Source organism: Streptomyces odontomachi (assembly GCF_024435355.1).
In the GTDB taxonomy this organism is placed as follows: domain Bacteria; phylum Actinomycetota; class Actinomycetes; order Streptomycetales; family Streptomycetaceae; genus Streptomyces; species Streptomyces odontomachi.
On sequence record NZ_JAMJWG010000044.1, the window covers coordinates 1 to 22,867 of the forward strand.

General features: G+C 72.4%; 19 protein-coding genes and 2 pseudogenes. 15 read left to right on the forward strand and 6 right to left on the reverse strand.

Features of this window, described 5'->3' with window-relative positions; translation table 11 throughout:
* Positions 1 to 887 (reverse strand): biotin--[acetyl-CoA-carboxylase] ligase (locus tag NQO67_RS41885; RefSeq protein ID WP_255955864.1); only part of this gene is annotated, 887 nt, incomplete at its 3' end.
* Positions 888 to 1,441: 554 nt separating this feature from the next.
* Between NQO67_RS41885 and NQO67_RS41890 the strand changes: the two genes are divergently transcribed.
* The 4 genes from NQO67_RS41890 (at position 1,442) to NQO67_RS41905 (ending at position 4,549) form a co-directional block, all read left to right on the forward strand.
* Positions 1,442 to 3,115 (forward strand): acyl-CoA carboxylase subunit beta, encoded by a 1,674-nt coding sequence (locus NQO67_RS41890; protein ID WP_255955865.1) that lies wholly within the window; start codon positions 1,442 to 1,444, stop codon positions 3,113 to 3,115.
* 142 nt (positions 3,116 to 3,257) lie between these two features.
* A complete protein-coding gene (locus tag NQO67_RS41895) occupies positions 3,258 to 3,488 on the forward strand; it encodes an acyl-CoA carboxylase epsilon subunit (protein WP_255955866.1) in 231 nt (76 codons plus the stop codon).
* 126 nt (positions 3,489 to 3,614) lie between these two features.
* Positions 3,615 to 3,737 (forward strand): morphogenic membrane protein MmpB, encoded by a 123-nt coding sequence (gene mmpB / locus NQO67_RS41900; RefSeq protein WP_255955867.1) that lies wholly within the window; start codon positions 3,615 to 3,617, stop codon positions 3,735 to 3,737.
* Between the two features lie 200 nt (positions 3,738 to 3,937).
* On the forward strand, positions 3,938 to 4,549 hold the full coding sequence (locus NQO67_RS41905) for a Maf family protein (protein ID WP_255955868.1): 612 nt from the start codon (positions 3,938 to 3,940) through the stop codon (positions 4,547 to 4,549).
* Between the two features lie 38 nt (positions 4,550 to 4,587).
* Here NQO67_RS41905 and NQO67_RS41910 read toward each other — a convergent pair whose 3' ends face one another.
* The gene (locus NQO67_RS41910; RefSeq protein ID WP_255955869.1) at positions 4,588 to 5,055 is read right to left on the reverse strand and encodes a hypothetical protein; all 468 of its coding nucleotides are present in this window, start codon (positions 5,053 to 5,055) and stop codon (positions 4,588 to 4,590) included.
* A 687-nt stretch (positions 5,056 to 5,742) separates the two neighbouring features.
* Here NQO67_RS41910 and NQO67_RS41915 point away from each other — a divergent pair.
* Positions 5,743 to 7,515: an acetyl/propionyl/methylcrotonyl-CoA carboxylase subunit alpha gene (locus tag NQO67_RS41915; RefSeq protein ID WP_255955870.1), complete on the forward strand. Its 1,773-nt coding sequence runs from the start codon at positions 5,743 to 5,745 to the stop codon at positions 7,513 to 7,515.
* A 369-nt stretch (positions 7,516 to 7,884) separates the two neighbouring features.
* Complete coding sequence (locus tag NQO67_RS41920; RefSeq protein WP_255955891.1) at positions 7,885 to 8,439, forward strand: TetR/AcrR family transcriptional regulator; 555 nt, start codon at positions 7,885 to 7,887, stop codon at positions 8,437 to 8,439.
* A 258-nt stretch (positions 8,440 to 8,697) separates the two neighbouring features.
* On the opposite strand, the gene NQO67_RS41925 is transcribed toward NQO67_RS41920, so the two are convergent.
* Entirely contained in the window at positions 8,698 to 9,636 is a 939-nt protein-coding gene (locus tag NQO67_RS41925) for a DeoR/GlpR family DNA-binding transcription regulator (protein ID WP_374119299.1), read from the reverse strand.
* A gap of 194 nt (positions 9,637 to 9,830) precedes the next feature.
* Positions 9,831 to 11,276 (reverse strand): NAD(P)H-quinone dehydrogenase, encoded by a 1,446-nt coding sequence (locus tag NQO67_RS41930; RefSeq protein ID WP_255955872.1) that lies wholly within the window; start codon positions 11,274 to 11,276, stop codon positions 9,831 to 9,833.
* 396 nt (positions 11,277 to 11,672) lie between these two features.
* On the opposite strand from NQO67_RS41930, the gene NQO67_RS41935 reads away from it, so the two are divergent.
* From NQO67_RS41935 to NQO67_RS44740, 5 genes and pseudogenes are all read left to right on the forward strand, one after another.
* A complete protein-coding gene (locus NQO67_RS41935; RefSeq protein ID WP_255955873.1) occupies positions 11,673 to 12,110 on the forward strand; it encodes a gamma-glutamylcyclotransferase family protein in 438 nt (145 codons plus the stop codon).
* Positions 12,111 to 12,617: 507 nt separating this feature from the next.
* Positions 12,618 to 13,442 (forward strand): purine-nucleoside phosphorylase, encoded by an 825-nt coding sequence (locus tag NQO67_RS41940; RefSeq protein ID WP_255955874.1) that lies wholly within the window; start codon positions 12,618 to 12,620, stop codon positions 13,440 to 13,442.
* Positions 13,443 to 13,738: 296 nt separating this feature from the next.
* Positions 13,739 to 14,797: pseudogene (locus NQO67_RS44730) on the forward strand (phosphohexomutase domain-containing protein); the annotation flags it as partial.
* Positions 14,798 to 14,905: 108 nt separating this feature from the next.
* Positions 14,906 to 15,229, forward strand: a pseudogene (locus tag NQO67_RS44735) (phospho-sugar mutase); the annotation flags it as partial.
* A gap of 90 nt (positions 15,230 to 15,319) precedes the next feature.
* Positions 15,320 to 15,622, forward strand: coding sequence for a hypothetical protein (locus tag NQO67_RS44740; protein WP_374119300.1), 303 nt, complete (start codon positions 15,320 to 15,322; stop codon positions 15,620 to 15,622).
* Positions 15,623 to 15,762: 140 nt separating this feature from the next.
* On the opposite strand, the gene NQO67_RS41950 is transcribed toward NQO67_RS44740, so the two are convergent.
* Together NQO67_RS41950 and NQO67_RS41955 are read right to left on the reverse strand one after the other, a co-directional pair.
* Entirely contained in the window at positions 15,763 to 16,389 is a 627-nt protein-coding gene (locus NQO67_RS41950; RefSeq protein ID WP_255955875.1) for a hypothetical protein, read from the reverse strand.
* A 263-nt stretch (positions 16,390 to 16,652) separates the two neighbouring features.
* Positions 16,653 to 17,465, reverse strand: coding sequence for a PH domain-containing protein (locus NQO67_RS41955; RefSeq protein ID WP_374119298.1), 813 nt, complete (start codon positions 17,463 to 17,465; stop codon positions 16,653 to 16,655).
* 766 nt (positions 17,466 to 18,231) lie between these two features.
* On the opposite strand from NQO67_RS41955, the gene deoC reads away from it, so the two are divergent.
* From deoC to NQO67_RS41975, 4 genes are all read left to right on the forward strand, one after another.
* Positions 18,232 to 19,239: a deoxyribose-phosphate aldolase gene (gene deoC / locus NQO67_RS41960; protein WP_374119301.1), complete on the forward strand. Its 1,008-nt coding sequence runs from the start codon at positions 18,232 to 18,234 to the stop codon at positions 19,237 to 19,239.
* A gap of 5 nt (positions 19,240 to 19,244) precedes the next feature.
* On the forward strand, positions 19,245 to 20,897 hold the full coding sequence (locus NQO67_RS41965; protein WP_255955876.1) for an aldehyde dehydrogenase family protein: 1,653 nt from the start codon (positions 19,245 to 19,247) through the stop codon (positions 20,895 to 20,897).
* On the forward strand, positions 20,890 to 21,921 hold the full coding sequence (locus NQO67_RS41970) for an aldehyde dehydrogenase family protein (protein WP_255955878.1): 1,032 nt from the start codon (positions 20,890 to 20,892) through the stop codon (positions 21,919 to 21,921). Before NQO67_RS41965 ends, NQO67_RS41970 begins: the two co-directional genes overlap by 8 nt.
* A gap of 220 nt (positions 21,922 to 22,141) precedes the next feature.
* Entirely contained in the window at positions 22,142 to 22,810 is a 669-nt protein-coding gene (locus tag NQO67_RS41975) for a uridine kinase family protein (RefSeq protein WP_255955879.1), read from the forward strand.
* Positions 22,811 to 22,867 lie beyond the last annotated feature (57 nt).

The following is a 22,867-nucleotide window of genomic DNA, read 5'->3' on the forward strand; positions in this document are numbered from 1 at the left end:
CTCACTTCTCCGCTCGGGTCCGCCGGCCGCAGGTGGACGATGTCCCCCGCCCCGACCGGCTGCTGCACCCCGTCCGCGGTGGCCAGCACCAGCCGCCCGTCGCCGTCCAGGGCGACCGCCTCACCGGTCATCGTCCGGTCGCCGGGCAGTTCGGCGCGTACCGTGCGCCCGAGCGTGCTACAGCCCGCGGCGTACGTCTCCTGGAGGCCGCAGGCGAACGGGTCGCCGTCCGCCGCACTCCACTCCTCGTACCAGCGGGCCAGGGAGCGCAGGACGGCGCGCAGCAGCGGGTCGCGGTCGGTGGTGGTGGCGCCGGCGAGCGCGAGTGAGCCGGCGGTCGGCACGGGTAGTTCGTCGGCGCGCAGGGTCACGTTCAGGCCGATGCCGATCACCACGGCGGGTCGTCCGCTGTCGTCCGCGGGCGCCTGCTCGGCGAGGATGCCGCCGGTCTTGCGTTCCTCCTGGTCGACCGTCACCAGCAGGTCGTTGGGCCATTTGAGTGCGGTGTCGACGCCCGCGGTGCGGCTGAGGGCGGTCGCGGTGGCGACACCGGCGAGCAGCGGCAGCCAGGTCCACCGGTCGGCCGGCACCCGGGGCCGCAGCAGCACCGAGAAGAACAGTCCCGAGCGCGGCGGTGCGCTCCACCGCCGGTCGAGCCGCCCCCGGGCGGCGGTCTGTTCCTCCGCGACCAGCACCGTCCCCTCGGCCAGGGAGGCGGCACGCGCGACCAGGTCGGAGTTGGTCGAGCCGGTGGACGCGACGACGTCGAGGTGCGACCAGAGCGTGCCGGGCGGCCGCACCAGGGCGCGCCGCAACGAGGCGGCGTTGAGAGGCGGTCGCCCCAGGTCGGACCAGGGACTGTCATGAGCTTCCGGCGGCGGCGTCATGCCGCCCACCCTAGTTCCGGAACCCGCCTCCCCAAGTGCCGCGGCCCGCCCGCTTCCCAAGTGCCGAAGCCCGTCCCCCTCCCCCGGCCGCCCGCCACCCCGACCACACCCCGACCCGCCCCGACGAGCGCCCCAAAGCGCCGGCACCCCGGCCGCCCCGGCGAGTGAGCCAAAGGGCGCGCCGGTGTCGAGTGGCCCCCCGCGCGGAGCGCCCGACGAAGGAGGGTCGAGCACGGGGGGTCACTCGACACCGGCTGAGGCGCCCGGAGGCGAACCGAGCCACAAAAAAGGGCCGGTCACTCGACACCGGCTGAGGCGCCCGGAGGCGAACCGAGCCACAAAAAAGGCGGTGTGTGCAACGCCGCACTGCCGAACCGTATCCGCGCCGATACCCTACGAGTCAGTAGCTTCCCGTGGGCCGGCTGCCGCACATCAGGTGTACGGCACACGGAGTAACGTCCTGGAAGATCAGACCCGTAGCCCGTCTGACGTAGCCGCCCTACGGAAAGGCACCCGTCCCGTCCGTCCCCAGCAGGCAGGGAGCCGCACGCCCGATGTCCGAGCCGGAAGAGACCCGTCCGACCGCCCCGCAGGCCCATGGTGCCGAGCACGCACCCGGTGCCGAGACCGCCGTGGAGCCCGGCGGCACGCCGAAGATCGACATCCACACCACCGCGGGGAAACTCGCCGACCTGGAGCGCCGCATCCAGGAGGCGGTGCACGCGGGCTCCGCACGAGCCGTGGAGAAGCAGCACGCGAAGGGCAAGCTGACGGCGCGCGAGCGGATCGTGATGCTGCTCGACGAGGCCTCGTTCGTGGAGCTGGACGAGTTCGCCCGGCACCGCTCCACCGACTTCGGGATGGCGAAGAACCGCCCGTACGGCGACGGGGTCGTGACCGGGTACGGCACCGTGGACGGCCGTCCCGTGGCGGTGTTCTCGCAGGACTTCACGGTCTTCGGCGGCGCGCTCGGCGAGGTCTTCGGGCAGAAGATCATCAAGGTGATGGACTTCGCCCTGAAGACCGGCTGCCCGATCATCGGTATCAACGACTCCGGTGGTGCCCGCATCCAGGAGGGCGTCAGCGCGCTCGGCATGTACGGCGAGATCTTCCGCCGCAACACCCATGCCTCCGGTGTCATCCCGCAGATCTCGCTGGTCCTCGGGCCGTGCGCCGGTGGCGCGGTCTACTCGCCCGCGATCACGGACTTCACGGTCATGGTCGACCAGACCTCGCACATGTTCATCACGGGTCCCGACGTCATCAAGACGGTGACGGGCGAGGACGTGGGCTTCGAGGAGCTCGGTGGCGCCCGCACGCACAACACGGCGTCCGGCGTGGCCCACCACATGGCGGGGGACGAGAAGGACGCCATCGAGTACATCAAGTCGCTGCTGTCGTACCTGCCGTCGAACAACCTCACCGACCCGCCCGCCTTCCCCGAGGAGGCGGACGTGACGATCACCGACGAGGATCGCGAGCTGGACGCGCTCGTCCCGGACAGCGCGAACCAGCCGTACGAGATGCGCACGGTCGTCGAGCATGTCCTGGACGACGGGGAGTTCCTGGAGACGCAGTCGATGTTCGCGCCGAACATCCTCACCGGCTTCGGCCGCGTCGAGGGTCACCCGGTCGGCATCGTGGCCAACCAGCCGTTGCAGTTCGCGGGCTGTCTGGACATCAACGCGAGCGAGAAGGCGGCGCGCTTCGTGCGCACCTGCGACGCGTTCAACGTGCCGGTGCTCACCTTCGTCGACGTGCCGGGCTTCCTGCCGGGCGTCGACCAGGAGCACACCGGCATCATCCGGCGCGGCGCCAAGCTGATCTACGCCTACGCGGAGGCGACGGTCCCGCTGATCACGGTGATCACCCGCAAGGCGTTCGGCGGCGCGTACGACGTGATGGGCTCCAAGCACCTGGGGGCCGACATCAACCTCGCCTGGCCGACCGCGCAGATCGCGGTGATGGGCGCGCAGGGCGCCGTGAGCATCCTGCACCGGCGCACCATCGCGGCCGCGCCCGAGGTGGAGCAGTGCGCCCTGCGCGACAAGCTGATCCAGGAGTACGAGGACACCCTCCTCAACCCGTACACGGCGGCGGAGCGCGGCTACATCGACGCGGTCATCATGCCGTCCGACACGCGCTGCCACATCGTCCGGGGGCTGCGGCAGCTGCGCACGAAGCGGGAGAGCCTGCCCCCGAAGAAGCACGGGAACATCCCGCTGTGAGGGCCCACGCGCGCGCGTCGGCAGGTCCGGCGGGTCCGGTCGTGGGTGCGCGGCGACCTGCCGGGCCGGCGTGTGGTGTGGCCGGGCGTGCCGTGGGTACGGGCCGTGGTACGAGAGCGTTCATGAGCGTCCGGGAGCCGTTGTGATCAAGGTCGTGAGGGGCAATCCGACGCCGGAGGAGCTGGCCGCCGCGGTCACGGTGGTGCAGGCGCGTGCCGCCGCGGCGGCGGGCGCCGGCGCGGACTCCGGCGATGGCGCGGACGGCGACGACCCGGCCGTCCGGGATGCCTGGGCCGACCCGGCCCGGGTCGCCCGCACCCGCGTGCCCGCACCGGGCCCGCGCGCCTGGGGCCGTACGTTCTGGCCCGGCTGACGGGCCCGCGCCACCCGGTCCGGCGCGCGCTGGGTACGGGTGCCGTTGCCGTGCCCTCCCGTCCCCGCCGCTTTTGAGTACGCGTACTCAGGCGCGCGTGCCGCCCCCGCCCGCAGGATCGACCACATGCTGTGGTCCGACCCCGACGACGAACCGTCCAAGGAACTGCGCGACGCGCAGTCGAAACTCCGCCGGATGGGTCTGGTGGTGGCGCTGGCCACGGTGCTGGTGATGCTCGTCCTCTGGTAATGGGGCCCCCTTTTTTTTGTGGCTCGGTTCGCCTCCGGGCGCCTCAGCCGGTGTCCAGGGCCCGCCCGTGCTCGACCCTCCTTCGTCGGGCGCTCCGCGCGCGGGCCCTGGACACCGGCGCGCCCTTCGGCTCACTCGCCGCCGGGGTGGCCGGAGGCGAACCGAGCCACAGAAAAGGGGCTGCCGATACGCTGGCCCGCATGACCGATCCGCGCCGTCGTCTCGTGCTCGCCTCCCAGTCCCCCGCCCGGCTCGGGCTGCTCCGCCAGGCCGGGCTCGCCCCGGATGTGATCGTCAGCGGGGTCGACGAGGACGCCGTGTCGGCGCCGACCCCGGCCGAGCTGGCCCTTGCGCTCGCGGAGGCCAAGGCGTCGGTGGTCGCCGCGCGGCCCGAGGTCACCCGGAGCGGTGCCCTGGTCGTCGGCTGCGACTCGGTGCTGGACCTGGACGGTCAAGCGCTCGGCAAGCCGGCCGACGGCGAGGAGGCCACCGCCCGTTGGAAGGCGATGCGGGGCCGCGCCGGCACCCTCCAGACGGGCCACTGCGTCTACGACACCACCACCGGCCACCACTGCGCCGCGCTGGCGTCCACGGTGGTGCGCTTCGGAGAGCCCACGGACGAGGAGATCGCCGCGTACGTCGCCTCCGGCGAACCGTTGCACGTCGCCGGCGCCTTCACCCTGGACGGCCGGTCGGCGCCGTTCATCGAGGGCATCGAGGGCGACCACGGCAACGTCATCGGGATCAGCCTGCCCCTGCTGCGCAAGCTGCTGGGCGAGCTGGGCGTCGGCATCACCGAACTGTGGTCCTGACCGCAGCCGGTCGACAGCTTGGTTGACCGGTCGGCAGCCTAGTTGCGCCCCGGCTTCGGTCGCGGCAGCCGGGCGGGCCACTTGAGCCATCCGGGGCGGACGGGTCGTTCGTCACCGCGTTCGTCGTAGGCGATGAGGCTCAGCACGAGCAGCCCCATCATCACCATCATGAACACGAAGACGAACCAGCCGAGCAGGCCGACCGACACGGCGCCCAGCACGCCGTGCACCACGGCGGCGGTGACCAGCAGGATCCGCCAGAAGCCGGTGACGTCACGGTCGCGTATGGCCGCGCGCAGCAGCGCGAAGGCGCACAGCAGCAGGTACACGCCGACGATCACGCCCAGGATCCAGGTGGAGACCTTCATGACGTGCGGGTCGAGGCCGGCCAGCGACATCTGCTGACGGTCCACCACCAGCCCGAGGAAGCCGTTGATCCCGGCCAGGCCGAGCGCCTCCAGGATCAGGATGATCGCTGCCACCACGGCCACCGGTCTGCGTGCCACGGCGCCCACCCGCCTTCGTTGCCGTCTCCTCGGTGCTCCCGAAAAGGAACATCAGTGTCCCGAAAGGGAACATCGCGCAGGCTACTAACGGGTAGACCGCACGACAAGGGATCGCGTACGAGGTGCCGTCCGGGCGCGCGGGGCAGCGCGACGCGCCCGTGACTCCAACCGGCCGAACCGTGCCCACACCCACCCGCGCGAAAGCTGCGCGCCAAACGCGGGAACCATTCGGCGCGTCTTGCGCGACCTCACCAGTGGGGCCAAAGCACGGGCAAAGAATTCCTTGATCCAGTCGTAGGAAGTCCACAAAGAAACCCGATCAGCCGCAGCGCGCTCTCACAGAGACCCGGGCATCGCCGGGGAGCTAAGGTGCGAGGCAGTAGGCCTGTACAACGGGCCGGACGAGGGATTTCGCAGACGACTCGGCAGGCTTTTCACGCTCCGTGTGGGAAACCTCACCCCTGGGGACGGGTCGAAAGCCCGTGTCGGTTGTCCCTAAAATCAGGATGCTGTAGGTCCTGATGGCAGGGTGTCGTCAGACCCTTATGTCAGGGAGTCGTCAGTCCTTGATGTCAGGGTGTGGGCAGCGACGTCTTCGGCACGATGATCCGCCGGGCACCCGCTCGGGTGCACCGGCCGGGGGTCCGGGGGGCGTCCCCCGGAGAACACAGCGAGGAGGGAGCCATCGTGCGCAAGGTGCTCATCGCCAACCGTGGCGAGATCGCGGTCCGGGTGGCCCGGGCATGCCGGGATGCGGGCATCGCGAGCGTAGCGGTGTACGCGGAGCCGGACCGGGACGCTCTGCACGTCCGTGCCGCGGACGAGGCGTTCGCCCTGGGCGGTGACACCCCGGCGAGCAGCTACCTGGACATCGGCAAGGTACTCCAGGCCGCCAAGGACTCCGGCGCGGACGCCGTCCACCCCGGCTACGGCTTCCTCTCGGAGAACGCGGAGTTCGCCCAGGCCGTGCTCGACGCCGGCCTGACGTGGATCGGCCCGCCCCCGGCGGCCATCCGCGACCTGGGCGACAAGGTGGCCGCCCGGCACATCGCGCAGCGCGCCGGCGCACCCCTGGTCGCGGGCACGCCCGACCCGGTGAGCGGCGCGGAGGAGGTCGTGACGTTCGCCAAGGAGCACGGCCTGCCGATCGCCATCAAGGCCGCCTTCGGTGGCGGTGGCCGTGGCCTGAAGGTGGCCCGCACGCTGGACGAGGTGCCGCACCTGTACGAGTCGGCGGTGCGCGAGGCGGTGGCGGCCTTCGGTCGCGGCGAGTGCTTCGTGGAGCGCTACCTGGACCGGCCGCGGCACGTGGAGACCCAGTGCCTGGCCGACCAGCACGGCAATGTCGTCGTGGTGTCGACGCGCGACTGCTCGCTCCAGCGCCGCCACCAGAAGCTCGTCGAGGAGGCTCCCGCCCCCTTCCTGACGTCCGACCAGACCAAGCAGCTGTACTCCGCCTCCAAGGCGATCCTCAAGGAGGCCGGCTACGTCGGCGCCGGCACCGTGGAGTTCCTGGTCGGCAACGACGGCACGATCTCCTTCCTCGAGGTGAACACCCGCCTCCAGGTCGAGCACCCGGTCACCGAGGAGGTCACCGGTATCGACCTGGTCCGCGAGATGTTCCGCATCGCGGACGGCGAGGAGCTGGGCTACGACGACCCGCCGATGCGCGGCCACTCCTTCGAGTTCCGGATCAACGGCGAGGACCCGGGCCGCAACTTCCTGCCGGCCCCCGGCACCGTCACCTCCTTCGTGCCGCCCGCCGGTCCCGGCGTCCGGCTGGACGCGGGCGTGGAGTCCGGCAGCGTCATCGGTCCCGCGTGGGACTCGCTGCTGGCCAAGCTGATCGTCACCGGCGCCACCCGTCAGCAGGCGCTCCAGCGTGCCGCGCGTGCGCTGGACGAGTTCCAGGTGGACGGCATGGCGACCGCGCTGCCGTTCCACCGGGCGGTCGTCAAGGACCCCGCGTTCGGACCCGAGCTGACCGGCTCCACCGACCCGTTCACGGTGCACACCCGGTGGATCGAGACCGAGTTCGTCAACGAGATCAAGCCGTTCGCGGCCCCGGTGGACGCCGAGGCCGACGAGGAGACGGGCCGCGAGACCGTCGTCGTCGAGGTGGGCGGCAAGCGGCTCGAGGTGTCGCTGCCGGCCAGCCTCGGGATGACGCTGGCCAGGACGGGCCTCGCGGCGGGCGCCCGCCCCAAGCGGCGCGCGGTCCGCAAGTCCGGCCCGACCGCCTCCGGTGACACCCTCGCCTCCCCGATGCAGGGCACCATCGTGAAGGTCGCCGTCGAGGAGGGCCAGGAGGTCAAGGAGGGCGACCTGGTGGTCGTCCTGGAGGCGATGAAGATGGAGCAGCCGCTGAACGCCCACCGGGCGGGCACGGTCAAGGGCCTGAGCGCCGCGGTCGGCGCGTCCGTCACCTCCGGTGCGGTGATCTGCGAGATCAAGGACTGACCCGGCCGGTCAACGGCGGTTTCGCGCCTGGCGGGCGCGGCGGAAAGGGCGCGGGAACCCGGGACACCCCGGGTGGCCCGCGCCCTCGCGTATGGCCACGGCCCGTCGTCCCGGGCCCTGGCACGGTGCCGCGCCCGGTACCGTGGACGCACACGTAGGGGGCCCGTGTCGCCGTCCGGCCCCGACCATCCGATCGATGAGGACCCCACGGTGAGCGACCAGGTCCACGAGCCGGACGCCACTGAGGGCGCCCACACCGGCCCGAACACCCTCGCGACCGCCGACCGCGCCGGCGCGTACCAGGCCGGTGCCGCTTCGGACGCCGAGCGGGCCGGGGTCGCGCGGGTGCCGGCCGGCCGGCGCGGTCCCATGCGGGCCGACGCGCGCCGCAATTACGCACGGCTGCTGGCCGCGGCCCGTGCCGCCTTCGCCGAGCACAGCACGGACGCCCCGTTGGAGGATGTGGCGCGCCGCGCGGGCGTGGGCATCGGCACGCTGTACCGGCACTTCCCGAACCGGCATGCGTTGATGAGCGCCGTCTTCGAGGATGCGGTGTGCGATCTGCTGGCGCGTTCCCGCGCGCTGCTCGACGACCCGCGGCCCTGCCAGGCGCTGGTGATCTGGCTGCGCGCGATCGTGACCCACGCGGGCGAGTACCGGGGCCTGTCGCGTGCGCTCATGTCGGCCTCGCACGACGACAGTTCGGCCCTGTCACGGTGCAGCACCCCGATGCGGTCGGCCGGTCAGGCGCTTCTGGTGCGGGCGCAGCAGGCCGGCGCGGTACGCGAGGACGTCTCGATCGGCGACCTGATGCAGCTGACCAACGCGATCGCGCTCGCCGCGGAGGAGACCCCCGACGACCCGGGGCTCGCCGACCGTCTGCTGACCCTCACCTTGCGCGGCCTGACGACCGCACCCTGCTGACGGGCGCCCCCTGCTGACGGCCGTTGGCCTGCTGACAGTCGATCGCTGAGCTGCGGGCTTGCGGGCTTGCGGGCTTGCGGGCTTGCGGGAACGGACGTCCGCACGACGTCGACCGTCCACCGCCGCCCTCGACCGCGGCGGACGCCGAGGAACGCGCACGGCACCGCAGCACGGCCCGCCCGCACGTCCCGGCGCCGGACACCCCGCGCCCCGCGCCCGCGGCCGCGCCCAACCAGCGGCTCCGGCGCCGGTGGATCGTCACCTGCGCCGCAGGTCCGCGACGCGGCCGCGTTCGCCGCCGGGGGTCTCACCGCCTATCGCGGGGGAGGCGCTGCGCAGTTGCGGGCCGGTGCCCGGCACCTGGCGGCGGGGGCCGGGGAGGGAGACCTCGCGGCGCGGGCGGCGCGGGGCGGACGGGGTGGACGAGGACGCGGTGGGCGCCTCGGTGTCGACGGCGCCGGCGATGGTGATCTGCACGCCCTGGTCGGCGAGGGCCTGGAGTTCGGTGGCGGCCCGGTCCTCGTGGGCGGGCGGCTCATCGGTGACCAGGCGGGTGATCATGTCCGTCGGCACGGTCTGGAACATGGTGTCGGTGCCGAGCTTGGTGTGGTCGGCGAGCACCACGACCTCGCTGGCGGCCTGGACCAGGGCGCGGTCGACGCTGGCGGAGAGCATGTTGGAAGTGGACAGGCCCCGCTCGGCGGTCAGCCCGCTGCCGGACAGAAAGGCGCGCGAGACCCGGAGCCCCTGGAGGGACTGCTCGGCACCGCTGCCGACCAGTGCGTAGTTGGAGCCGCGCAGGGTGCCGCCGGTCATGACGACCTCCACGCGGTTGGCATGCGCGAGGGCCTGCGCCACCAGCAGGGAGTTGGTGACCACGGTGAGGCCGGGGACCCGGGCCAGCCGTCGGGCCAGCTCCTGGGTGGTGGTGCCGGCGCCCACCACGATGGCCTCGCCCTCTTCGACGAGGCCGGCGGCGACATCGGCGATGGCGGTCTTCTCGGCGGTGGCGAGGTGCGACTTCTGGGGGAAGCCGGATTCCCGCGTGAACCCGCCGGGCAGCACCGCCCCGCCGTGCCTGCGGTCAAGGAGTCCTTCCGCCTCCAGCGCACGTACATCACGCCGTACGGTCACTTCGGAGGTCTGGACGACGCGGGCGAGCTCACGGAGCGATACCGCACCGTTGGCTCGCACCATTTCAAGGATCAGTTGGCGACGTTCTGCAGCGAACACGAAACTGACAGTAACCCCGTCGACCGTCTACTTTCAGCAGTTTCCGGCGAATAGCACAAGTTGTTCGCATCGTGCATGGGTCAGTGGTATAGGCGGTCGACCGTGTCACCACGGCCGCTTCGCCACCCACCGACGGCTCCGGGGCGGTCCGCCGTCGGTCAGACGTCGCCTGCCTTGCGCGTGTGCAGCTGCCGCGCCACCTCGGCGATCGAGCCGGAGAGGGACGGGTAGACGGTGAAGGTGTTCGCGATCTGTTCGACCGTCAGATTGTTGTCGACGGCGACCGAGATCGGGTGGATCAGCTCCGACGCGCGCGGCGAGACGACCACGCCGCCGACGACGATGCCGGTGCCGGGCCGGCAGAAGATCTTGACGAAGCCGTCCCGGATGCCCTGCATCTTCGCGCGCGGATTGCGCAGCAGCGGCAGCTTGACGACCCGGGCGTCGATCTTGCCGCCGTCCACGTCGGCCTGCGTGTAGCCGACGGTGGCGATCTCCGGGTCGGTGAAGACGTTCGACGAGACGGTCTTCAGGTTGAGCGGGGCGACCGCGTCGCCGAGGAAGTGGTACACCGCGATGCGGCCCTGCATGGCGGCCACCGAGGCGAGCGCGAAGACGCCGGTGACGTCGCCGGCCGCGTACACGCCGGGGGCGGAGGTGCGCGAGACCCGGTCGGTCCAGATGTGTCCGGAGTCCTTGAGCCGGACGCCGGCCTCCTCCAGGCCCATGTCCGAGGTGTTCGGGATGGCGCCGACGGCCATCAGGCAGTGCGTGCCCGAGATGACGCGCCCGTCGGAGAGGGTGACCTCGACGCGGTCGCCGACCCGCTTGGCGGACTGGGCGCGCGAGCGCGCCATCACGTTCATCCCGCGGCGCCGGAAGACGTCCTCCAGGACCGCGGCGGCGTCCGGGTCCTCACCGGGCAGCACGCGATCGCGGCTGGAGACCAGGGTGACCCGCGAGCCGAGCGCCTGGTACGCACCGGCGAACTCCGCGCCGGTGACGCCGGAGCCGACCACGATCAGCTCTTCGGGCAGCTCCTGGAGGTCGTAGACCTGCGTCCAGTTCAGGATCCGCTCGCCGTCCGGACGGGCGTCGGGCACCTCGCGCGGGTGGCCGCCGGTGGCGATGAGCACGGCGTCTGCGGTGAGCGTCTCCTCGTCGCCCTCGTCGGTCCGGACGATCACCTTGCGGGAGCCGTCCGTGGACTGCTGCCCGTCCAGCCGGGCACGGCCACGCTTGACGCGGGCGCCGGCACGGGTGACGGAGGCCGCGATGTCGTGTGACTGGGCCTGCGCGAGCCGCTTCACCCTGCGGTTGACCTTGCCGAGGTCCACGCCGACGACCCGGGCGGACTGCTCCATGGGAGGCGTGTCGTCCTCGACGATGATGCCCAGCTCCTCGTAGGAGGAGTCGAAGGTGGTCATCACCTCGGCGGTGGCGATCAGCGTCTTCGACGGGACGCAGTCGGTGAGCACCGAGGCGCCGCCGAGACCGTCGGTATCGACCACGGTCACTTCCGCGCCGAGCTGCGCGGCGACCAGGGCCGCCTCATATCCGCCGGGTCCGCCACCAATGATCACGATCCGAGTCACGTACTCCATTGTTCCGCACTCCTCCCCACGCCTCGCCCCGGGGGCCGTTCGTGGCGAGCGAGCCGGGCCACGACGGGCCCCGCCCACGCCGGAAGCCCCGGTGCCGCCGGCAGGTGCCGGGCACCGGCACCGGCACCAGCATCGGCATCGGCATCGGCATCGGCAATGGAGAAGGGCGGCCGCCACCCGCGCCAGCCCGGCGCCATCCGCGGAGCATGCCCGGCGCCCCACGGCACGGCGAGCCTGACGCCACACGTCACGGCGAGCCCGACGCCACACGTCACGGCGAGCCCGATGGCACGCGCCGCGGCGAGCCCGGCGCCACACGGCAGGGGCCAGGCTGGTGCGCCCCGCGGCGGAAAGCGCTGCGCGCTCGCCCCTCCCGGCTGCCGTACTCTCGACGCTATGTCGCTCTACGCCGCGTACGCCGGCAATCTCGACGCGCGGCTGATGACGCGCCGCGCCCCGCACTCGCCGTTGCGCGCCACCGGCTGGATCAACGGCTGGCGGCTGACCTTCGGGGGTGAGCACATGGGCTGGGAGGGAGCGCTGGCCACCCTGGTGGAGGCACCGGGCTCCCAGGTGTTCGTCGCGCTGTACGACATCGCCCCCATGGACGAGGACTCGATGGACCGCTGGGAGGGCGTGGGGCTCGACATATACCGCCGCATGCGGATCCGCGTGCACACCCTGGAGGGCGAGGAGGCCGCCTGGGCGTTCGTCCTGAACGGATACGAGGGCGGTCTGCCGTCGGCACGCTATCTGGGCGAGATCGCGGACGCCGCCGAGTCGGCGGGCGCGCCGTACGACTACGTGATGGAGCTGCGCAAGCGGCCGTGCTGAGGCGCGCCTGCGAGGCACCACGGTTCGCCACTCGCTCCCGCGCCCGCCTCCCGCTCCCGGTCCGGGGGCACTCGCTCCCGCTCCAGGGGCGCGATACCCAGCTGCCCTCTGTCGCCGTATCGCCGCTTGTCGCTGCTTATCGCCCGCTTATCGCGGCCGCATCCGTCCACGGGTCCCGTTCCCCGGCGGCCGACGATGCCTGCGGCAGCTACGACGCCCGCGGCAGCAACGATGACTGCGGCAGCAACGACGCCCATGGCACCGCTGCCGCCATCGCACCCATGAGGCCCCTGACGCCTGCGCGTCCCGCCGCCGCCGAAGGCCGGCCGGCCCGGCCCACCCGAGCAGCTTCCTGTGCTCCGGCGCCCCTGTAACTTCCTGCGGCCTCTGCATACGATCCGCAATCCGACATCGCCGACAGCCGAATCCGAAAACCCGATGAAATGATCCGCGACCCGGGCACCCTTCTTCTACGCGCGTAGGCACAAAGCGGCTACCCTCAATCACGTGAACTCATCTCTTCTTCCAGACGACCTCCAGGGCGATCCCCACGCCGCCGCCGACGCCGCGGCCGCGCGCCTGCGCGAGCTGACCGGTGCCGACACCCACGACGTCGCCCTTGTGATGGGCTCTGGATGGGCTCCGGCGGCCGATGCGCTCGGCGAAGCCGAGCACGAGTTCGCGGTCACCGAGCTGCCCGGCTTCCCGCCGCCGACGGTCCAGGGCCATGTCGGCAACATCCGCTCGTACCAGATAGGCCAGCGACGGGTCATGGCGTTCCTGGGCCGTACCCACTACTACGAGGGCCGCGGCGTGGCGGCCGTCGCGCACAGCGTCCGCACCGCCGCGGCGGCCGGCTGCAAGACCGTCGTGCTGACGAACGGCTGCGGTGGCCTGCGCGAGGGCATGTACCCCGGCCAGCCGGTGCTGATCAGCGACCACATCAACCTCACCGCCACCTCCCCGATCGTCGGCGCGAACTTCGTCGACCTGACCGACCTGTACTCCCCGCGGCTGCGCGCGCTCTGCAAGGAGATCGACCCCTCGCTCGCCGAGGGCGTGTACGCGCAGTTGACCGGCCCGCACTACGAGACGCCCGCCGAGATCCGGATGGCGCGCATCATCGGCGCCGACCTGGTGGGCATGTCGACGGTCCTGGAGGCGATCGCGGCGCGCGAGGCCGGCGTCGAGGTGCTCGGCATCTCCCTGGTCACGAACCTGGCTGCCGGAATGACCGGCGAACCGCTCAACCACGAAGAGGTCCTCCAGACCGGCCGTGACTCGGCGGCCCGGATGGGCGGTCTGCTCGCGCAGATTCTTCCGCGGATCTGACCCGGGCCACGCCGCCGTCCGGCGAAAGACCACGAAAAGGCCCTCAAGGACTTCCGCGAACTCTGAAGAACTTTCAAGACTCCCCAAGGCTTCTCAAGAACCGCTTGGAAGAGGCTCTGGGAAGAAGCCAAGAGAAGGCTCCGGGAAGAGGCTGAGAACCGTTGCACGACGCACCGCATAACGCGCCACTCAACGCGCCAGGGGATCCACAACAGGGCGCGGCACAGGGCCCACCGGACGCGACAGACGACCCACAGGCCTCACAGGCCCCACAGGCCCCGCCGCACGACGCGCTCCTGGCCCGGGCCACGGCCTGGCTCGACGAGGACCCCGATCCGGAGACCCGCGAGGAGTTGGCCGGGCTGATCGCGGCACGCGACGTCGACGAGCTCGCCGCCCGGTTCGCCGGTTATCTCCAGTTCGGCACCGCGGGACTACGCGGTGAGCTGGGCGCGGGACCGATGCGGATGAATCGCGCGGTGGTCATACGGGCCGCGGCGGGCCTCGCCGCGTACCTGGGGAAACAGGACGCTGACCGAGCGGAAGCGGGGGACGCGGGCACTTCCGGGGGCGCGGACGGCACCCGCACCGACGCCGCCCCGGCGTCCGACTCCCGCACCGGCGCCGCCCCGGGTTCCGACTCCCGCACCGGCTCCGACTCCCGCGCCGGCGACCCGAGGCGCCCCGGGCTCGTCGTCATCGGATACGACGCCCGGCACAAGTCGGCGGACTTCGCGCGGGACACCGCGGCGGTCATGACCGGTGCCGGGCTGCGCGCCGCGCTACTCCCCCGGCCGCTGCCGACGCCGGTGCTCGCCTTCGCCATCCGCCATCTCGGCGCCGTGGCCGGCGTCGAGGTCACCGCCAGCCACAATCCGCCCCGGGACAACGGCTACAAGGTCTACCTGGGCGACGGCGCCCAGATCGTGCCGCCCACCGACGACGAGATCGCGGCCGAGATCGCCGCGGTGCGCACCCTCGCGGACGTGCCCCGCCCGGAGGGAGGGTGGGACGTGCTCGGCGAGGAGGTCGTCGAGGCGTACCTGGACCGCGCCTGCACCGTGCTGGCCGAGGGCTCGCCGCGCACGGCACGGGTCGTCCACACCGCGCTGCACGGGGTCGGCACCCAGACGCTGCTCGCCGCGTTCGACCGCGCCGGATTCCCGCCCCCCGTCGTCGTCCCGGAACAGGCCGAACCCGACCCCGACTTTCCCACCGTGGCCTTCCCGAACCCCGAGGAACCGGGCGCGATGGACCTGGCCTTCGCCACCGCGGCGGCGGCCACCCGGGAGGCCGCCCAGAGCACCGGCGCAGGCACCGCAGCCGACGCGCGCACCGGCGGCGCCTCCCCCGGCGCCCCCGACCTGATCATCGCCAACGACCCGGATGCGGACCGCTGCGCCGTGGCCGTCCCCGACCCGTCGACGGCGAGCGGCTGGCGGATGCTGCGCGGCGACGAGGTGGGCGCGCTGCTGGCGGCCCATCTGGTGCGGCGGGGCGTGGCGCACGAGGCCCCCGATACCGGTGCGGGCCCGGTCTTCGCGGCCTCGATCGTCTCGTCCGCCCTCCTGGGCCGCATCGCCGAGGCCGCCGGCGTGTCGCACGCCGAGACGCTGACCGGCTTCAAGTGGCTCTCGCGCGTCCCGGGCCTGCGGTACGGCTACGAGGAGGCGCTCGGCTACTGCGTGGACCCCGCGGGCGTCCGCGACAAGGACGGCATCACCGCGGCGCTCCTGGTGACGGAGCTGGCGTCCCGGCTGAAGGAGGAGAACCGCACGCTCCTGGACCTGCTGGACGACCTGGCCGTCGAGCACGGGCTGCACGCCACCGACCAGCTGTCGGCCCGGGTGTCGGACCTGGCGGTGATCGAGGACGCCATGCGCCGGCTGCGCGAGCACCCGCCGACCGCACTCGCCGGCCTGCCGGTCACCAAGGCCGAGGACCTCTCCGCCGGCACGGCGACCCTGCCGCCGACCGACGGCCTGCGCTACACGCTGGAGGGCGCGCACCGAGCCCGTGTCATCGTCCGCCCCAGCGGCACGGAACCCAAGATCAAGTGCTATCTGGAGATCGTGCTCCCGGTCCCGTCCCCGGCCGGCCTCCCCGAGGCGCGCGCCGCGGCGGCCGACCACCTCGCGGCCCTCAAACGCGACCTCGCGGAGGCGGCGGGGCTGTCGTGAGGGCTTGGCGTGAGGGCCTGGGCCTGGCGTGAGGGACTGTCGTGAGGGGGCTGGTGGCGCAGTCTGGGAGCTGACGTAAGGAGCCGACACCCGGCCGCGACGGGTGGCCTCGTCAGGCCGAAGGCCGGCCGGGTCACCCGTCACTTCGCGGATCGGATGCGGAGCACGGCGGCGTGGTCGAGGACGCCGACGACCGTCAGGCTCATCTTGTTCAGGGTCACCTTCTCGCCCGAGTGGCAGGTGATGCTGCCGAACCCGGGGGAGTCGGCCGACGGCCCGGTGAAGTTGGTGTCTCCACACCCTCCGTCGCTGGAGAACTCGGACTGCGTCAGCGTGACCACCATCGTGACCGTGCCGTCGTCGACCGTCGCCACCTGGAGCTGCCCGAGCCCGAACCGCGCCGGCAGCGGTACCGTGACCGGCTTGGTCACCCGGATCTCACAGGTGCCGTCCGCGCACGCCTGACGATTCGTGCCGTCCGCCGGCGTGGGCAGCGTGGGCGTGGGGGATGCGCTGGTGGCCTTGGGCGGGTGGGAGACGGTGGGGCTGGCCGCCGTCCTGGTGGGCCGGGCGCTCGAAGCTGCGGCATCGTCGGACGTCGGGTCGTCCGACGAGCACGACGCGACCACGCAGGTCAGCGCGACGGCCAGCACGGCCGGCAGCACACGGCCGAGCCGACCGGCACGAGCGGCGACGGACGAGGGAGCATGCGCACGGACTGGTGAGCCGGGCGAACCGGTGCGGAAACCGGACAGCAGGCGAGTCATGGACCCAGCCAACCCGCTCCTTCGGGGACCCGTCCCGAACGGCCTTCGGGGGTGCGGGACAGGGGGCGCGGCGGCACGGGGCGCGGGAGCGCGGGAGCGCGGGAGCGCGCAAAGCGTTGCGAACGGTCTCTTCAAGGGGCGGGAGGGCGTCGCCCGTGCTCTTAGGGGAGGCGCAGAGCCATGGCGAACGATCTTCCGGGCGCAGGGAGCCGCGGCGACCGGCGCTCAGAGGGCGCCGAGCCCCGGCGCCCCCGGCGCATCCCTCACCCCACTCCGAGCAGCACCGCCAGCAGCACGAGACCGGCGAGTGCCGGGGCGAGGACCTCGTAGCACCAGCGGACCTCCGGCTCGCCCTGGGCCGCGGGCGCTGCCGCTCGGGTTTCGACGAGTTCACGCAGGTCGTCCATGCTGCGGTCGGCGGTGGCCCGGGACGGTTCCAGGTCGCGGACGCCACTGCTCTGGCCCGGCGTGCCGCCACCGAAGGCGCCGGGGAGGGTACGGCTGCGGGAACCGCCGAACAGGCCGCCGCTCGGGCGGGAGTTGGCCGACCGGGCACGCAGCTCGGCGCGGCTGGCCCGCTTGCGGGCCCGCAGGGAGACGGGGATGGCCCACAGTTGGTACTTGGTGCCGGCCTGGTCGAGGACCTCGTTCGAGTAGCCGGCGCGCAGTGCGGCGACCGCGGCCCAGGGCAGCGTGATCGTGCGGAGCGGGTTGCGGACGCGCAGCCGCTCGTCGTTCGCGAACACGGCCGGTCGTAGGGTGAACGCCGACACCAGCGGCACGAGCAGCAGCATCGTGGCCAGCGCCAGCCACGGGGTGTGCCCCTGGCCGCGCACCAGGGCGTCGATGCCGAGCCACGCGATGAGCGCGAGCAGCAGCACCCCGCCGGCCATGCCGGCGCCCGAGCGGTAGACGCGGTCGGGTGAGGCAGGTGTCGCCGGTGCGGTGAGCTCGGACGCATGCGCAACGGGGTCGTGCGGCGGGGCGTCGTGCGCCACGGGCGCATCCTTGTGGAGACCGTCGGACTCGGCCGCCACGGACTCGTCCTTGTGGAGACCGTCGGACTCGGCCGCCACGGACGCCCCTTCGGTTTCCACGGACGCCTCTTCGATCCCCGCAGGCGCCCCTTCGGTTTCCACGGACGCCCCTCCGATCCCCGCAGACGCCCCTCCGGTTTCCACGGACGCCCCTCCGATCCCCGCAGACGCCCCTCCGGTTTCCACGGACGCCCCTCCGATCCCCGCAGACGCCCCTTCGGTTTCCACGGACGCCCCTCCGATCCCCGCAGACGCCCCTTCGGTTTCCACGGACGCCCCTCCGATCCCCGCAGACGCCCCTTCGGTTTCCGCAGACGCCCCTCCGATCCCCGCAGACGCCCCTCCGGTCTCCGCAGACGCCCCTCCGGTCTCCACAGGCGCCCCTCCGGTCTCCGCACGCCCCGGTTCCGCATCCTCCGCAGCGGATGCGCCCTGGCTCTGCGGGGCGTGAGCGTCATCCGGAGCGCTGTCCTGCGCGCTGTGCCGCGCGCCGTTCTGCGCCGAGCGCCGCCGGCCCGGGTCGTCGGTCGTCATACCGCGATTCTGCCTGACGTGCTGCGCCGGCCTGAATCACGTCCCTCTCACGCCCACATCACACCCCCATCACGCCTTCACCGGCCTCGGAACGAACGCCTCCGCGCGCCCACACGCGCCCACGTCAGCCCGGGAGCCGCCCCCACGCCCGGGAGCCGCCTCCCCACACGCAAGGAACTCCGCCTGCGCCCTGCGCACCTGCACACCGTGCGCCTGCGCACTTCGACCCCTATACAGCTGCTACGCGCGTAGATATGCTCCCCTCGTGAGCATGCCGACCACACACCCCGCAACGAACCAGTCCACCGCACCGCCACCCCCGCCCCACGCCCCGGCCACTCCGCCCGGATTCGCCGACATGACCACGTCGAACCGTGCGCTGACCCGCTTCCTGCACGGTCTTCCGGGGGTCGACCCGGTCGGGCTCGAGGCGCGTGCCGCGGCCCTCGGTACGCGTTCGATCAAGACGACGGCGAAGGCCTACGCCATCGACCTGGCCATCTCGATGATCGATCTGACCACGCTGGAGGGCGCCGACACCGCCGGAAAGGTCCGCTCGCTCGCCGCCAAGGGCGCGAACCCGGACCCCACGGACCGTACGACCCCGCAGGTCGCCGCGGTCTGCGTGTACCCGGACATGGCGGCCGTCGCCAAGCAGGCCACCGCCGGCACCGACATCCTGGTCGCCTCGGTGGCCACCGGCTTCCCTGCCGGCCGGGTGCCGCGCGAGGTGAAGCTGGCGGATGTGCGCGAGGCGGTGGCGGCGGGCGCCGACGAGGTCGACATGGTCATCGACCGCGGCGCCTTCCTGGCCGGCGACTACCTGAAGGTGTACGACGAGATCCACGCCGTGAAGGAGGCGTGCGGCGCCGCGGCCCGTCTGAAGGTCATCTTCGAGACCGGCGAGCTGTCCACGTACGACAACATCCGGCGGGCCTCCTGGCTCGGCATGCTGGCGGGTGCCGACTTCATCAAGACCTCCACGGGCAAGGTCGCGGTGAACGCCACCCCCGCGAACACCCTGCTGATGCTCGAGGCCGTACGCGACTTCCGGGCGCTCACCGGCACCCAGGTCGGGGTGAAGCCGGCGGGCGGCATCCGCACGTCCAAGGACGCGGTGAAGTTCCTGGTGCTGGTGAACGAGACCGCCGGTGAGGACTGGCTCCACCGCGACTGGTTCCGCTTCGGCGCCTCGTCGCTGCTGAACGATCTCCTGATGCAGCGGCAGAAGCTGAAGACCGGCCGTTACTCCGGTCCCGACTACGTGACGGTGGACTGAATCAGATGAGCAGGAACAAGACCTCGGACAAGAACCCGAACCAGGCAGGCGGCAAGGAGCGTCAAGGGACGGCGGCCCAGGCTCGGACTCGACCCGAGCCCCAGGCCGAAGCCCCGGCCGACGCCCAGGAGGCGCGTGCGCCGCGCACGCCGCGTGCATCGGACCAGGGCAGCACGCCGCCCCCGCCCCGGCCGTCAATCGGCGCCGCCCCGCTCTCCCCGCTCTCCGCCGCCTTCGCCTACGCCCCGGCACCCGAGCCCCGTTCCAACGTCGACATCGCACCGTCGTACGGGCTGTTCATCGACGGCGAGTTCGCCGAGGCCGCCGACGGCCGGGTGTTCAAGACGGTGAGCCCGGCGAGCGAGGAGGTGCTGTCGGAGGTCGCGCAGGCCGGGACCGAGGATGTGAACCGGGCGGTCGCGGCGGCCCGCCGTGCCTTCCCCGCATGGTCCGCGCTGCCGGGCGCCGAGCGCGCCAAGTACCTCTTCAGGATCGCGCGGATCGTCCAGGAGCGCTCGCGCGAGCTGGCCGTCCTGGAGACCCTGGACAACGGCAAGCCGATCCGCGAGACCCGGGACACCGACCTGCCGCTGGTCGCCGCGCACTTCTTCTACTACGCGGGCTGGGCGGACAAGCTCGGCCACGCCGGGTACGGGCCCGACCCGCGTCCGCTGGGCGTGGCCGGGCAGGTCATCCCCTGGAACTTCCCGCTGCTGATGCTGGCCTGGAAGATCGCCCCGGCGCTCGCTACGGGCAACACGGTCGTTCTGAAGCCCGCCGAGACCACCCCGCTGTCCGCGCTGTTCTTCGCGGACATCTGCCGTCAGGCGGGGCTGCCCAAGGGCGTCGTCAACATCCTGCCCGGCTACGGCGACGCGGGCGCCGCGCTGGTCGCGCACCCGGACGTGAACAAGGTCGCCTTCACCGGCTCGACCGCGGTCGGCCGGGAGATCGCGCGCACGGTCGCCGGCACCCGCAAGAAGCTCACGCTGGAGCTGGGCGGCAAGGGCGCCAACATCGTCTTCGACGACGCGCCCATCGACCAGGCCGTGGAGGGCATCGTCGGCGGCATCTTCTTCAACCAGGGCCAGGTGTGCTGCGCGGGCTCCCGGCTGCTGGTGCAGGAGTCCATCGTCGAGACGCTGCTGGACTCCCTCAAGCGCCGCCTGACGACGCTGCGCCTCGGCGACCCGCTCGACAAGAACACCGACATCGGCGCGATCAACTCCGCCGAACAGCTGGCCCGGATCACCCGGCTCGCGGACACCGGCGAGGCGGAGGGCGCCGAGCGCTGGTCGGCGCCGTGCGAGCTGCCCTCGTCGGGCTACTGGTTCGCGCCGACGCTGTTCACGAACGTCACCCAGGCGCACACCGTCGCCCGCGACGAGATCTTCGGCCCCGTGCTGTCGGTCCTGACCTTCCGCACCCCCGACGAGGCCGTCGCCAAGGCGAACAACAGCCAGTACGGCCTGTCGGCGGGGATCTGGACCGAGAAGGGCTCCCGGATCCTCGCGGTCGCGAACCGGCTGCGCGCCGGGGTCATCTGGTCCAACACCTTCAACAAGTTCGACCCGACCTCGCCCTTCGGCGGCTACAAGGAGTCGGGTTTCGGCCGCGAGGGCGGCCGCCACGGTCTGGAGGCCTACCTCGATGTCTGAGCCGACCGAGCCGAGCACCCGGCCGTCCGAGGCGAACGGGCCGTCCCGCATCCCGGTCACGGCGCGCCTCGGTGTCCTCAAGACCTACAAGCTGTACATCGGGGGCAAGTTCCCCCGTAGTGAGAGCGGCCGGGTGTACGAGGTGACAGCAGCGACATCAGCCGCCGGAGCGGCGGGCGAGGGCAGGTGGCTGGCGAACGCGCCGCGTGCCTCCCGCAAGGACGCGCGGGACGCGGTGGTCGCCGCGCGCAAGGCGTTCGGCGGGTGGTCCGGCGCCACCGCGTACAACCGCGGCCAGATCCTCTACCGCATCGCGGAGATGCTGGAGGGCCGCCGCGAGCAGTTCGTCCGGGAGGTCGCCGACGCGGAGGGCCTCTCGCCCCAGGAAGCGGAAGGCCGGGTCGACGCGGCGATCGACCGGTGGGTCTGGTACGCGGGGTGGACCGACAAGATCGCGCAGGTGGTGGGCGGCGGCAACCCGGTCGCCGGCCCGTTCTTCAACCTCTCCACCCCGGAGCCGACCGGCGTGGTGGCGGTGCTCGCCCCGCAGGAGTCGTCCTTCCTGGGCCTGGTCTCCGTCCTCGCACCGGTGATCGCGACCGGCAACACGGCCGTGCTGGTCGCCGCCGAGCGCGCCCCGCTGCCCGCCCTGTCACTGGGCGAGGTGCTGGCCACCTCGGACCTGCCCGGCGGCGTGGTCAACGTCCTCTCGGGTCGCACCGCGGAGATCGCCACCCCGCTCGCCGCGCACCAGGACGTCAACGCGATCGACCTGACGGGCGCGGCAGGGGACCCGGCGCTGGCCAAGGAGTTGGAGACCGCGGCCGCTGAGAACCTGAAGCGGGTCCTGCGTCCACACCCTGTGGACAACGCCGGCAACGCCGGCAACGCCGACGACGCCGGCGGCACGGGCAGCCCCGACTGGACCGCCGACCCCGGCACCGGCCGTCTGACGGCGTTCCTGGAGACGAAGACGGTCTGGCATCCGACGGGCGCACTGGGGGTGTCGGGTTCGTCGTACTGAACCGACGGCCCCTGGCCCCTGGCCGCCCGTCGTCCCGGCGGGCGGCCAGGGGTACGCACTCAACAACGCCCGTAGGGCGACAGGGCTCCGGGTGCGGCGATGTCATCCGACGTTCTGCGTAACGCCATACGTACGACGCGTAGGTATCCACTTGCGCCCGGAACCAAAAGACGCCCCGCGGGCTCGGCGAGCGCACCGCCATGGCTCACACTGGACTTCCGTGACCTCCTCCCAACAAGCGACGGCGGCCAGGGTCCTGCTGCTGTGCGGCCCTTCCGGCTCCGGCAAGTCGTCCTTCGCCGCTCACAGCGGGCTGCCCGCGTTGTGCCTCGACGACTTCTACAAGGAGGGCGACGACCCGACGTTGCCACGGGTGCCGGGCACCTCGGACACCGACTGGGATTCGCCCGACTCCTGGGACGCCACCACCGCACTGGCGGCCATCGAGGAACTGTGCCGCACCGGGCGCACCCGCGTGCCGGTGTACGACATCGCACGCAGCGCACGGGTCGGCGAGGAGACCCTGGACATCGCGCGTGCGCCCCTGTTCATAGCGGAAGGCATCTTCGCCGCCGACATCGTGGGACGCTGCCGGGCGCTCGGTGTGCTCGCGGACGCGCTCTGCCTGCGCGGCCGCCCGTCGACGACGTTCCGCCGCAGGCTGCTGCGGGACCTGCGGGAGGGCCGGAAGTCCACCGCTTTCCTGCTGCGCCGCGGCTGGCGACTGATGCGTGCGGAACGCTCCATCGTGGCCCGCCAGTCGGCGCTGGGCGCGTACCCGTGCGGCAAGGCGGAGGCTCTGGAGCGGGTGGCGGCGGCGACGGACCACTGCCGTGAGGGTGCCTCCCACGCCCTCAAGGCAGTGGGGGAGGCTCCCGCCCCGCAGTGACCCGACCCGATGAGTGGTCCGGGCGCCCGACGAGTGGTCCGGGCGCCCGGGGGTGCA

Bases quoted from the DNA above. Each gene is read 5' to 3' on its own strand.
- NQO67_RS41950 (WP_255955875.1), bottom strand. From the start codon at position 16,389: ATGACTCGCCTGCTGTCCGGTTTCCGCACCGGTTCGCCCGGCTCACCA.
- NQO67_RS41890 (WP_255955865.1), top strand. From the start codon at position 1,442: ATGTCCGAGCCGGAAGAGACCCGTCCGACCGCCCCGCAGGCCCATGGT.
- NQO67_RS41930 (WP_255955872.1), bottom strand. From the start codon at position 11,276: ATGGAGTACGTGACTCGGATCGTGATCATTGGTGGCGGACCCGGCGGA.
- NQO67_RS41965 (WP_255955876.1), top strand. From the start codon at position 19,245: ATGAGCAGGAACAAGACCTCGGACAAGAACCCGAACCAGGCAGGCGGC.
- NQO67_RS41925 (WP_374119299.1), bottom strand. From the start codon at position 9,636: ATGGTGCGAGCCAACGGTGCGGTATCGCTCCGTGAGCTCGCCCGCGTC.
- NQO67_RS41905 (WP_255955868.1), top strand. From the start codon at position 3,938: ATGACCGATCCGCGCCGTCGTCTCGTGCTCGCCTCCCAGTCCCCCGCC.
- deoC (WP_374119301.1), top strand. From the start codon at position 18,232: ATGCCGACCACACACCCCGCAACGAACCAGTCCACCGCACCGCCACCC.
- NQO67_RS44740 (WP_374119300.1), top strand. From the start codon at position 15,320: ATGCGCCGGCTGCGCGAGCACCCGCCGACCGCACTCGCCGGCCTGCCG.
- NQO67_RS41920 (WP_255955891.1), top strand. From the start codon at position 7,885: ATGCGGGCCGACGCGCGCCGCAATTACGCACGGCTGCTGGCCGCGGCC.
- mmpB (WP_255955867.1), top strand. From the start codon at position 3,615: ATGCTGTGGTCCGACCCCGACGACGAACCGTCCAAGGAACTGCGCGAC.
- NQO67_RS41970 (WP_255955878.1), top strand. From the start codon at position 20,890: ATGTCTGAGCCGACCGAGCCGAGCACCCGGCCGTCCGAGGCGAACGGG.
- NQO67_RS41935 (WP_255955873.1), top strand. From the start codon at position 11,673: ATGTCGCTCTACGCCGCGTACGCCGGCAATCTCGACGCGCGGCTGATG.